Raw genomic sequence first — 11,945 nt, 5'->3', positions numbered from 1 at the left:
TAAGCCCGGAATAATGACGCTCTCGAGATGGCGCAGTAAGCATGTTTCGCATGTGCATTTTTCTACAAGAATAAACTTCGAGGGAAATATTAGAAATGGATACAGGGGATTCGACCGTGGAAAAATCAAGGCAATCCGGCAATGACGGGATGGTGCCCGCGGGTACCTGTTCGGGGGCGATCGAAAATTTGACGAGTACAGAGGGCAGGGGCGGCGCAACAAGCGAATTGAAGGTGAGCATCAAACGCGTGCTAAGCCTCTATACGGCCGGGTTGTCTATTGCGCAGGATTCGTTGGATGTCGCATGGAAGTTTGCTCCGGTCTGCTTGTTCTTCCCCGCCATGTTGCTATGGAGCTATCTTCGCAAGATTGGTTGGGAGCCTCTCTTCGCCGAGTCGGTCGTGTCCATCTCCGGATTTGTCGTGATGATCGTGGCGGCGGTCGTATTATTGCTGGCCGTTTTCCTGCAGTTCTTTCTTCCATCCTTATTTTCCGGACCCGCCGCCGCCATTCACGAAGAGATACATCGGGGGACTGATCTCGATCTTCCGATCAGGAAGTCGATGCGCCGGGCTGTGAGGGTGTTGTACCTCATGGTGCCGTTGGTCTGGATTACTACGCTCAATGTCACTGTAATCGCGTTAGAATTGCCGCCAGGAATAAGCGTCGTCGCAGGTATTTTGATTACGTACGTCGTGGCGGCAGGATACGTGACATTGCGGCGAGATATTTTTCTGCGGCAACAGGAGAAGGAAGCGCCAGCCAGCCGATGTCATGCACTGGACATGTCTCGGAGTCGCATACTATCGGTTTGCTGGTGGGGCAGCCGGCTCCTGCGGAAGTCATTCAAATACTGGGGGCCGACTCTGGCTCTTGCGTTTCTGCCTACCTTGACCGCGATTTCACTTTTTTTGCCCATGCTAATGGGTCTGGAGCTATTCGACGGATCAATTACCGGAAAATGGGCGTCCTTCGCCGTATTTGAAGTGGTGGGTGTGGGGAGCATGGTTGGCATGGCCCCAGGGCTGGCCTATCTGCTTGCGAAGGTCGCGGGAGAATCTACGATGCGCGCCTCGAAGCTTACGATGATCGTATGTACCCTGGTGGGTTACGCCGTTCTGATGGGCGTTGTGTACTTTGCGCCAGTGACGACTTTCATTCTGCGATCAACGGGTGCGATTGAAGACAAGCCCCGCATATATCAGATTCTCAAGCCAGATCTCGTTGCCGCGTTGAGAGCGGTACGTATCAAAGTAACACCTTCCAGTGCCAAAATGGATGGGCAGCCGCAGGCATATTTTGCTTATGCCTACACGCGTTTCAGTTTCAACAACGTCTTGCTGATGTGTAAGGACTGGTTCCCGTTTTCCCTTGCGGATTCTGCTGCATGGACCAATGGCGGGGAGAGGAAGAGGGCTGCACTATGGGCAACGGCAGGGAACTTGTGCGTGAAGGTTCGTGCAGATGAAATTCGGCCGATTCAGAGAACAAGCCTTCGCTAACGACCTCAATTTCGAGCGGGCATCGGCTCGTAGAAATACCGAAGGCCAGCGCTGCACGAGGCGCACTCGGGCTTTGGATATGGCTGCTGTGGGAAAGCGAAGTATGCCGCTCGGCCGATTGCCGGAGGTCGAGATCAGCAGCTGTCGCTTGATGCGGCGATTGTTCCCGAGCAGGTGTCGAAAAGCCGATATCACCCGGCAGCACGCAGCTGCGCCCGCCGGACCTGCCGAACTGATCAGGACCTCTGCGTCGACACCAGATCGAGCGCGACCGCTTGCGCGACTTCGATACCGTCGATCGCCGCCGAATAGATGCCGCCGGCATAGCCGGCGCCTTCGCCGGCCGGATACAGGCCTTCGACGTTCATGCTCTGGTAGTCGTCCTTGCGCCGAATCCGGATCGGCGACGACGTACGCGTCTCCACGCCGGTGAGCACGGCATCGTGCATCGCGAAGCCGGCGATCTTCTTGTCGATCTCGGGCAGCGCTTCGCGGATCGCTTCGATCACGTAGTCCGGCAGCGCGGTACTGAGATCGGTCGGCGTCACGCCGGGCTTGTACGACGGCTCCACCGCACCGAGCGACGTCGACGGCCGGCCCGCGATGAAGTCGCCGACCAGCTGGCCGGGCGCGCGGTAATCGCCGCCGCCGAGTTCGAACGCGCGCGTTTCCCATTTACGCTGGAACGCGATGCCGGCGAGCGGGCCGCCCGGATAGTCGTCCGGCGTGATGCCGACGACGATGCCCGCGTTCGCATTGCGCTCGGCGCGGGAATACTGGCTCATTCCGTTGGTGACCACGCGGCCGGGCTCCGAGGTCGCGGCGACCACCGTGCCGCCCGGGCACATGCAGAAGCTGTAGACCGCGCGCCCGTTGCTTGCGTGGTGGACCACCTTGTAGTCGGCTGCGCCGAGCTGCTTGTGGCCCGCGAACTTGCCGAAGCGGCTGCGATCGATCACGCCTTGCGGATGCTCGATCCGGAACCCGAGCGAGAACGGCTTGGCTTCGATATAGACGCCGCGGTCGTGCAGCATCTGGAACGTATCGCGCGCGCTGTGGCCCACGGCCAGCACCACGCGGTCGCACCGCAATGTTTCCCCGTTCGACAGCTTGAGCGCGCGCACCTTGCCCTGGTCGATTTCGATGTCGTCGACACGGGTTTCGAAGCGCACTTCGCCGCCGAGTTCGTGGATCGACGCGCGCATTTTTTCCACCATGCTGACGAGGCGGAACGTGCCGATGTGCGGGCGGCTCAGGTACAGGATGTCGTCGGGTGCGCCGGCCTTGACGAATTCGTCCAGCACCTTGCGGCCATAGTGGTTCGGATCCTTGATCTGGCTGTACAGCTTGCCGTCGGAAAACGTTCCCGCGCCGCCTTCGCCGAACTGCACGTTGGATTCGGGATTGAGCACGCTCTTGCGCCACAGGCCGAAGGTGTCCTTGGTGCGCTCGCGCACGGCCTTGCCGCGTTCGAGGATGATCGGACGGAACCCCATCTGCGCGAGGATCAGCCCTGCGAACAGCCCGCACGGGCCCATGCCGATGACGACCGGGCGCAGGAAATCGGCGTGCTCGGGCGCCTTGGTGACGAAGTGGTACGTCATGTCGGGCGTCACGCCGCAATGCGGCTTGCCGGCGATGCGCTCGAGCGCGGCCGCCTCGTCCTTGACTTCGACGTCGACGATATACGTGAGCTTGATGTCGGCACGCTTGCGCGCGTCGTGCGCGCGGCGGAACACGGTGTAACGGAGCAACCCGTCTGGCGCCACGCCGAGCTCAGCGAGGCGCGCGCGAATCGCGGCCTCGAGTGCGCTCTCGGGGTGGTCGAGGGGGAGTTTGATTTCGCTTAGCCGTAACATGGGGACTCGGATGCGATTGCCACGGCGCCGTGGCGGTGTTGATACAGGCGGGGCCGGCATGCTGGCGGCCTCGTTCGCCGCGCGCGCATGCCGGACGCAAACCATTCGCCGTCGTTGCGGCAGAAGCGGAGCGAGCGGCAATACGCCGACCCGCACGCGCCGCGCGAGCAACTTCAGGATAGGCGCACGAAGCGATCCGTGTGCACGGAAGATTTATCCGTGCGCCAGACGATCGGCGCGCCATCGTGACGATGTTGCGCGAGCGGTTTGCGCGAAAGCCGCGCCGCGCGGGCGCGGCCGGGCTTACTCCGCTGCCGGATGCACGCGGCTGTAGCGGTTCAGGATCGGGATCATCTGCGCGTAGATCTTCGGGTTCGCGGCGACGATTTCATGGCGATGCAGGAAATCGGCGTCGCCCGTGTAGTTGCCGACGAGGCCGCCGGCCTCGGTGATCAGCAGGCTGCCCGCCGCCATGTCCCACACGTTGATGCCTTGCTCGAAGAACGCGTCGAGGCGGCCGGCCGCGACGTTCGCGAGATCGAGCGCCGCCGCGCCCGGGCGGCGCAGGCCCGTGCAGGCCTGCGTCATTTCGGTGAAGAGGCGCGCGTAGGCGTCGAGGCCGTCCTTCTCGCGGAACGGGAAGCCCGTGCCGACCAGCGCGTCCGACAGGCGGTCGCGGCGGCCGACGCGGATGCGGCGGTCGTTCAGGTACGCGCCGCGGCCGCGGGTGGCCGTGAACAGGTCGTTCTTGTTCGGATCGTAGACGACGGCCTGCGTGACGACGCCCTTGTGCTCGAGCGCGATCGAGACGCAGTAGTACGGGAAGCCGTGGATGAAGTTGGTCGTGCCGTCGAGCGGATCGATGATCCACTTGAATTCGGATTCGTTCTCCGATTCGCCCGATTCCTCCGCGAGGATCGCGTGATCGGGGTAGGCGGTCTTCAGCGTCTCGATGATCGCGTCTTCGGCGGCCTTGTCCACTTCGGTGACGAAGTCGTTCTGCTGCTTCTTGCGGATCTCGATCAGGTCGAGATCGAGGGACGCGCGATTGATGATCTGTCCGGCGCGGCGCGCAGCCTTGACAGCAATGTTGAGCATGGGATGCATGAGCCTGGATCCTGTAGCCGGCGGCACGGGGCCGCCACGAAGTGGGACAACCGCCCGGAACGGCGCAAGCGTGCCGGGGCGAGGTGAGACGCGAATTGACAAAGAGCGGGGTACGACCCGCGCTGCGCCGGGCGCAACGCGTAAAGGCATGATTTTACCCGATTTTCGGCGGTTTCAGGCGACCGGCATGCGGGGAAACCCCCACTGGCCGTCCGGACGAGTGGGTTTGCGCGGGCGATGGCGATACCATACGGCCATTCTGATGAACCGAGTCGTATCGTAGTGGAAACCCCGCAGAACACCGCCGCGCCGTCCGAATCGGGCGCAGCCTCGTCCGCGCCGCCGTCCGGCGGCTTCACGTCCACCCGCTTCGTGCTCGTCGAGCCGAGCCATCCCGGCAACGTCGGGGCGGCTGCCCGCGCGCTGAAGACGATGGGCTTCTCGCGCCTCGTGCTGGTCGCGCCGCGCGTGCCGCACGTGCAGCGCGACCCCGAGGCGATCGCGATGGCCAGCGGCGCGGACGACGTCCTCGCGTCCGCGCATGTCGTGCCGACGCTCGGCGAAGCGCTGTCCGGCGTTCACTGGTCGATCGCGTTGACCGCGCGCACGCGCGAATACGGGCCGCCGCGTCTTGCACCGCGCGCGGCCGCCGCGCAGGCGAGCGCGCAGGTCGGCGCGGGCGACATCGCGCTCGTGTTCGGCAACGAGCGCACCGGTCTCGCGAACGAGCATGTCGACCAGTGCCGCGCGCTCGCGCATATTCCGGCCAACCCGGCCTACAGTTCGCTGAACCTCGCGCAGGCCGTGCAGGTGCTCGCATACGAGTTGCGCGTCGCGTTTCTCGAACAGGCGAGCGAGCCGTCGGCGCAGCCGCCGGCCGAAGCCGGCACGCTCGCGCAGAGCGACGAGATCGAGCGGATGTACGTGCACCTCGAAAACGCATTGATCGCGCTCGACTTCCTCGATCCGCGCAATCCGAAGAAGCTGATGCCGCGGCTGCGGCGCCTGTTCGCGCGCACCGGCCTCGAGCGCGAGGAGGTCAATATCCTGCGCGGCATCGCGAAGCACATCCTGCTGAAGTCGGGCCAGCCGGGCGGCGACGCGTAAGCGGCCGACGCTCCGATTGCCGGGCGCGGGGAATCCGGTGGCAGGCCGTGCCTCGACCCACCGGAAGCGTCGAAGCTTCTATTTCTCCCGACCGACACACCCTGCAAACGCCGCCACGGCAAGCGTCCCGGTCGAATACCCGCGCCGACGGCGGGGTGAACGCGCGGCCGCGTGCGGCCGCGCGCGACTGGCCCTACAATCGCCGGACGTCATAAGCAAATGACCCGGCGCGATAACGGCCGGCATTGCCGGCGATGCGCGCCGGCCTTTTCCCAAACCACATCATGTTCACGAGACTGCGCGAAGACGTTGCAACGATTCGCGAGCGGGATCCCGCCGCTCGCAGTGCGTGGGAAGTGCTGACCTGTTATCCGGGGCTGCACGCGCTCGTGCTGCACCGATTCGCGCACGCATGCTGGCGCGCGAAACGCTACTGGCTCGCGCGGTTCGTGTCGCAGGCCGGCCGGTTCCTGACCGGAATCGAGATCCATCCCGGCGCGACGATCGGCCGGCGCGTGTTCATCGATCACGGCATGGGTGTCGTGATCGGCGAGACGGCGATCATCGGCGACGATTGCACGATCTATCAGGGCGTGACGCTGGGCGGTACGTCGCTCACGCGCGGCGCGAAGCGCCATCCGACGCTCGAGGCCGGCGTGATCGTCGGTGCCGGCGCGAAGGTGCTCGGCGGTTTCACGGTCGGTGCGGGCGCGAAGATCGGCTCGAACGCGGTGGTCGTCAAGCCGGTGCCGGCGGGCGGCACGGCGGTGGGCAACCCGGCGCGCATCGTGATGCCGGCGCAGCCGAAGCCGCAGGCCGAGCGTGCGGCGTTCAGCGCATACGGGATCACGCCGAACGCCGACGATCCGATGTCGCTCGCGATTCACGGTCTGATCGATCACGCGGCGAAGGAAAGCCGCCGCGTCGACGAGATCGTCGCGGCGCTCGAGCGGCTCGGCACGCATCTGGAAACGCTGCAGGGCGCCGACGCGGCGCGCCTCGACCTGCGCAGGCTGTCGGCGGTGCTCGAAGGCAAGACGGTCGAACGCCAGACGTAACGAACGCGATCGACGCCGATCGCTGCCGTCAGTGCGATAGCAGCGGCGGCGTCAGTCGAGCGGCATCGGGTGGATGCCTTCCGCGTCGACGCGCAGGTAGCCGCCGCGCGGCGTGCCGTGATCGAGATCCCAGTCGGGCAGCACCCAGCGGATCCCGCCCGGCTCGGCGTGGCGCGCGGGGCGGTGCGTGTGGCCGTGAATGATCACGCTCGCGCGGCTCTTCCGGAACAGCGCGGCCACGCCTTCTTGCGTGACGTCGTAGATGGCCGACGCAGGGCGCATGCGGCCCGCTTCGCTGCTCGAGCGCATGCGCTGCGCGAGCGCGCGGCGCCACCGGAACGGCCACGCGAGAAACAGCCATTGCGCGACGCGGTTGCGCGCGAAGCGACGGAATACCTGGTAGCCGCGGTCGGCCGTGCATTGCGCGTCGCCGTGCGCGAGCACGATGCGCTGGCCGAACGCCATGATCAGCGAAGGGTCGGGCAGCAGCATCGCGCCGGCGGCCTTCATGAAGCGCCGGCCGAGCAGGAAATCGCGGTTGCCGTGCATCACGTAGAGCGCGATGCCGCGTTCCGAGAACGTGTGCATCAGCGCGGCCATGCGTGCGGCGAACGGATCGTCGTCGAGGACGTCGTCGCCGATCCAGTATTCGAACAGGTCGCCGAGGATGAACACCGAATCGGCGCTGTCGGCGGTGTATTTGACGAAATGCTCGAACGCGGCGACCGTCTTCGGAATCGCCTCGCTCAGATGCAGATCGGACAGAAACAGGAACGGGCGTGCGGCTTGCGCGTACTCGCGCTCGCCCGGCACGCCCGCGGAGACGCTTCGCGGCGGACTCTCCTGCAACATCGAAGTGCCTCCGTAACGGCTGGTGTGTCAGACCACCACGGCCTTTTCGATCACGACGTCGTCGGTCGGCACATCCTGATGGAAGCCGGCGTTGCCCGTCTTGACGCCCTTGATCTTGTCGACCACGTCCTGGCCTTCGACGACCTTGCCGAACACCGCGTAGCCCCAGCCCTGCGGCGTCGGCGACGAGTGGTTCAGGAAGTCGTTGTCGTTCACGTTGATGAAGAACTGGGCGGTCGCCGAGTGCGGATCGTTCGTGCGCGCCATCGCGATCGTGTAGTTGTCGTTCTTCAGGCCGTTGTTCGCCTCGTTGTCGATCGGCGCGTCGGTCGGCTTCTGCTTCAGGCCCGGCTCGAAGCCGCCGCCCTGGATCATGAAGCCGTTGATCACGCGATGGAACACGGTGCCGTCGTAATGGCCCTTCTTCACGTAGTTCAGGAAGTTCTCGACCGTCTTCGGTGCCTTCGCGGCGTCGAGCTCGAGCTTGATCACGCCGTGGTTCGTGTGCAGTTCAACCATGATGAATTCCTTCGGTGAGGCAGTTTAAATGGCACGCGGCCGGTCGTGCGACGCGGCCGCGTGAGGCGCCGGACGTGCCGGCAGGTGCTTACTTCGAGACGATGCTCGCCGATTCGATCACGACCGGTTGCGCCGGCACGTCCTGCATCGGGCCGCGCGAGGTCGTCGCCACGCCTTCGATCTTCTTCACGACGTCGAGTCCCGACACGACCTTGCCGAACACCGCATAGCCGTTGCCGTCCGGGTTCGGGTAGTCGAGGCCGCCGTTGTCGACGGTATTGATGAAGAACTGCGCGGTGGCCGAATTCGGGTCGCTCGTGCGGGCCATCGCGATCGTGCCCGTCAGGTTCTTCAGACCATTGCGGCTCTCCAGCGGGATCGGCGCGCGGGTCGGCTTTTCCTCGAAGTTGGTCTTGTAGCCGCCGCCCTGGATCATGAAGCCCTTGATCACGCGATGGAAGATCGTGCCGTTGTACTGGCCGGCCTTCACGTAATCGAGGAAGTTGGCGACCGACTTCGGCGCCTTCTCCGGGTAGAGCTCGACGCGGATGTCGCCCTGCGAGGTCTTCAGCTGCACGACGGGGTGCGCGGTGGCCGATTGCGCGAATGCGGGCGCGGTCGCGAGAAGGGCGGCGCCGCCAAGCGCCAGCAACAGACGTTTCATTGCGATCCTCAGGTTGGGAGGGAAGGAAGGCCGCGCCGCTTAGCGCGACGGCGCGACGTACGGCGCCGCCAGTGCGCCCGACGGACCGCTGAACTGGAACGTCGGCGACATCGGCAGCGTGGTGGTGCTCACGTTCGCGGCGGCGCGCTCGGTGTAATCGCGCGTGGCGGGCGTCGTCGCGCGCGCGTTCGGCGCGGCTTTCGACGGCGACACGATCTTCTGCAGATCGGCGAGGCGCTGCGCGGTCGCGCCGCTCGTGCGGCCGAGCGATTGCGCGCGCTTGTACGATTCGGCCGCGAGGCGCAGGTAGAGATCGCCGAGGTTCTCGTACGCGAGCGTGTAGCTCGGGTTCGACTGCGTCGCGGTGACGAGCGCGGTGCGCGCTTCGTCATAGCGGCCGTGCTTCGCGTAGAGCGCCGCGAGGTTGTTGTACGGCTCGGGCAGCTCGGGGTACGCCTGCGTGATCGCGACGAACTGCTGGATCGCGTCGTCGTCGCGGTTCAGGCGGGCCAGCACGGTGCCGCGCTTGAACTGCGCCTGCACGTCGTGCGGGTTCGACGCGATGCGCGCGTCGAGCTGCGCGAGCGCCTGCTTCCACTGCTTGCCGCCGATCGACGCGTCGATTTCGGGCGTGCCGTCGGCGACCGCCGGGGCTTTCTGCGCATGCGCCGCGGGTGCCGCGAAAAGCGTCAGCGCGACGCCCATGACGGTGGTCGCAACGAGGGTCGCAGCGCTCGGCGCGCGGCCGCGATGAGGTTTCATAGGCGTAAATCGGAATGTTATACTCCGAGCCATTCTAACAAAACGTCTGCGCGTTCCGGCGAGCGGCAGACAGTCTTTCTTAGCCTCTCGTGGCCGTCACCGCTGTGCTTGCAGCCTGACCGCCCCATGTGATAACGAGGACGCGCGGCCCGGCGCCGCAGCAGATGGTCCGTCCGTTTCACATGCTGGGCGAGCTTCGCCAGGGCGGTTTCCTTCGGCTCACGGTTCATCTCTATGGAATCACTGCGCATCTACAACACGCTCGCGCGTGACAAGCAAGTTTTCGTGCCGCGCCAGCCCGGCGAAGTGCGGATGTACGTATGCGGGATCACCGTCTACGACTATTGTCACGTGGGCCACGCGCGCATGCTGGTCGTGTTCGACCTCGTCCAGCGCTGGCTGCGTGCGATCGGCTACCGGGTCACGTACGTGCGCAACATCACCGACATCGACGACAAGATCATCCGCCGCGCGGTCGAGAACGGCGAGACGATCAAGTCGCTGACCGATCGCTTCATCGGCGCGATGCACGAGGACGAGGCCGCGCTCGGCATCCAGCGGCCCGACATCGAGCCGCGCGCGACGCAGTTCATCCCGCAGATGCTCGGCATGATCGAGACGCTCGAGACGAACGGCTACGCGTATCAGGCGGCCGATGGCGACGTCAATTACTCGGTGCGCAAGTTCGCAAGCTACGGGAAGCTGTCGGGCAAGTCGCTCGACGACCTCCGCGCGGGCGAGCGCGTCGCCGCGAACGATGCGAAGCAGGATCCGCTCGACTTCGTGCTGTGGAAGCGCGCGAAGCCGGAAGATCCGGAAGGCGCGTCGTGGGCGTCGAAGTACGGGATGGGCCGTCCGGGCTGGCACATCGAATGCTCGGCGATGGGCTGCTCGCTGCTCGGCAATCATTTCGACATCCACGGCGGCGGGCAGGATCTGCAATTCCCGCACCACGAGAACGAGATCGCGCAGAGCGAGGGCGCGACCGGCGAGACGTTCGTCAATTACTGGATGCACAACGGCTTCGTGCAGGTCGACAACGAGAAGATGTCGAAATCGCTCGGCAACTTCTTCACGATCCGGGAAGTACTCGAGCGTTACGACGCGGAAGTCATGCGCTTCTTCATCGTGCGCACGCATTACCGTTCGCCGCTCAATTACAGCGACGTGCATCTCGACGATGCACGCGCATCGCTCACGCGTCTGTACACCGCGCTGAAGGACGTCGAGCCCGACACGCTCGCGCTCGACTGGAACGAGGCGCACGCACAGCGTTTCGCGGCCGCGATGAACGACGATTTCAACACGCCGGTCGCGGTGGCGACGCTGTTCGAGCTGGCGGGTGAAGTCAACCGCACGCGCGACGCGTCGCTCGCACGGCAACTGAAACAGCTGGCGGGCCTGCTCGGCCTGCTGGGCCGCGAACCGCGCGCGTTCCTGCAGCAGGCGTCCGGCGCCGCGCAGGCGGGCGGGCTCGCGGCCGACGAGATCGAAGCGAAGATCGCCGCGCGCGTCGCGGCGAAGCAAGCGAAGGACTATGCCGAAGCGGACCGGATCCGGGCGGAATTGCTCGAAGCCGGCATCGCACTTGAAGACAAACCGGGCGGATCGACCGAATGGCGTCGCGTATGAGCGCGGTGCGTTCCACTGACCGATCCGTCAGGTAGGAGGCAAGATGGCAACGGCCAGAAAAGCGCCGGTCAGGCGCGCGACCCCGGTCGCCGCGCGTCCGGCAGCCAAGCGCGTACCGGCGGCGAAGGCGGACGCGACACGCGCCGTGCCGAACGGCGCGCTGAACGGTCATGCGCAGCCGGCGGCCGCGCCGCCGGCCGCCGACGCGGCCCGCAAGACACGTGCGTCCGAAGCGGAGGGCGAGGAGGTCGTCGTGCGTCCCGCCTATTGGGACAAGGCATGCGCGGACCTCGTCAAGCGCGACCGGATCCTGAAGAAGCTGATTCCGAAGTTCGGTCCCGCGCATCTCGTGAAACGCGGCGACCCGTTCGTCACGCTCGCGCGCTCGGTCGTCGGCCAGCAGATTTCGGTGCCGTCCGCGCAGTCGCTGTGGGCGCGCATCGAGGACGCCTGCCCGAAGCTCGCGCCGCAACCGGTGATCCGGCTCGGCGCGGACAAGCTGATCGCGTGCGGGCTGTCGAAGCGCAAGACGGAATACATCCTCGATCTTGCGCAGCATTTCGTGTCGGGGGCGCTGCACGTCGACAAATGGACGTCGATGGACGACGAGGACGTGATCGCGGAACTCACGCAGATCCGCGGCATCAGCCGCTGGACCGCCGAGATGTTCCTGATCTTCAACCTGTCGCGGCCGGACGTGCTGCCGCTCGACGACCCGGGCCTGATCCGTGCGATCAGCGTCAATTACTTCAGCGGCGAACCCGTCACGCGCAGCGAGGCGCGCGAGGTCGCGGCCAACTGGGAGCCGTGGCGCACCGTCGCGACCTGGTACATGTGGCGCAGCCTCGATGCGCCCGACGTCGACGCCTGAGTGCAGGCTATC

General features: G+C 65.4%; 11 protein-coding genes. 5 read left to right on the top strand and 6 right to left on the bottom strand.

The genetic code is table 11. The features are described from left to right. Positions 1 to 95: 95 nt before the first annotated feature. A complete protein-coding gene (locus tag CFB52_RS10725) occupies positions 96 to 1,502 on the top strand; it encodes a hypothetical protein (RefSeq protein WP_144029734.1) in 1,407 nt (468 codons plus the stop codon). A 236-nt stretch (positions 1,503 to 1,738) separates the two neighbouring features. Here the strand turns inward: CFB52_RS10725 and CFB52_RS10720 are convergent, their stop codons facing one another. Together CFB52_RS10720 and CFB52_RS10715 are read right to left on the bottom strand one after the other, a co-directional pair. Further along, the gene (locus tag CFB52_RS10720; protein WP_099316550.1) at positions 1,739 to 3,361 is read right to left on the bottom strand and encodes an NAD(P)/FAD-dependent oxidoreductase; all 1,623 of its coding nucleotides are present in this window, start codon (positions 3,359 to 3,361) and stop codon (positions 1,739 to 1,741) included. Positions 3,362 to 3,664: 303 nt separating this feature from the next. Then, positions 3,665 to 4,468: an inositol monophosphatase family protein gene (locus tag CFB52_RS10715; protein WP_059608913.1), complete on the bottom strand. Its 804-nt coding sequence runs from the start codon at positions 4,466 to 4,468 to the stop codon at positions 3,665 to 3,667. 282 nt (positions 4,469 to 4,750) lie between these two features. On the opposite strand from CFB52_RS10715, the gene CFB52_RS10710 reads away from it, so the two are divergent. Both CFB52_RS10710 and cysE read left to right on the top strand, forming a co-directional pair. Beyond that, positions 4,751 to 5,575 carry an RNA methyltransferase gene (locus CFB52_RS10710; RefSeq protein ID WP_099316549.1) on the top strand — a complete coding sequence of 275 codons (825 nt, stop codon included), beginning with the start codon at positions 4,751 to 4,753 and terminating at the stop codon, positions 5,573 to 5,575. A 284-nt stretch (positions 5,576 to 5,859) separates the two neighbouring features. After that, positions 5,860 to 6,633: a serine O-acetyltransferase gene (gene cysE / locus CFB52_RS10705; RefSeq protein WP_059583378.1), complete on the top strand. Its 774-nt coding sequence runs from the start codon at positions 5,860 to 5,862 to the stop codon at positions 6,631 to 6,633. A gap of 51 nt (positions 6,634 to 6,684) precedes the next feature. On the opposite strand, the gene CFB52_RS10700 is transcribed toward cysE, so the two are convergent. The 4 genes from CFB52_RS10700 to CFB52_RS10685 form a co-directional block, all read right to left on the bottom strand. After that, entirely contained in the window at positions 6,685 to 7,485 is an 801-nt protein-coding gene (locus CFB52_RS10700; protein WP_089464936.1) for a UDP-2,3-diacylglucosamine diphosphatase, read from the bottom strand. Between the two features lie 27 nt (positions 7,486 to 7,512). Next, a complete protein-coding gene (locus CFB52_RS10695) occupies positions 7,513 to 8,004 on the bottom strand; it encodes a peptidylprolyl isomerase (RefSeq protein WP_006483987.1) in 492 nt (163 codons plus the stop codon). 88 nt (positions 8,005 to 8,092) lie between these two features. Next, complete coding sequence (locus CFB52_RS10690; protein ID WP_059583382.1) at positions 8,093 to 8,668, bottom strand: peptidylprolyl isomerase; 576 nt, start codon at positions 8,666 to 8,668, stop codon at positions 8,093 to 8,095. A gap of 39 nt (positions 8,669 to 8,707) precedes the next feature. After that, positions 8,708 to 9,430: a tetratricopeptide repeat protein gene (locus tag CFB52_RS10685; RefSeq protein ID WP_059608914.1), complete on the bottom strand. Its 723-nt coding sequence runs from the start codon at positions 9,428 to 9,430 to the stop codon at positions 8,708 to 8,710. A gap of 234 nt (positions 9,431 to 9,664) precedes the next feature. Between CFB52_RS10685 and cysS the strand changes: the two genes are divergently transcribed. Further along, a complete protein-coding gene (cysS, locus tag CFB52_RS10675; protein WP_089464935.1) occupies positions 9,665 to 11,062 on the top strand; it encodes a cysteine--tRNA ligase in 1,398 nt (465 codons plus the stop codon). 43 nt (positions 11,063 to 11,105) lie between these two features. Then, positions 11,106 to 11,933, top strand: coding sequence for a DNA-3-methyladenine glycosylase (locus tag CFB52_RS10670; protein ID WP_099316548.1), 828 nt, complete (start codon positions 11,106 to 11,108; stop codon positions 11,931 to 11,933). Positions 11,934 to 11,945: the final 12 nt, after the last annotated feature.

The organism is Burkholderia sp. AU18528, assembly GCF_002223215.2.
Taxonomy (GTDB): Bacteria; Pseudomonadota; Gammaproteobacteria; order Burkholderiales; family Burkholderiaceae; genus Burkholderia; species Burkholderia semiarida.
Note: the sequence above shows the minus strand (reverse complement) of the source record. Positions and strands in the feature narration are given on the sequence as shown.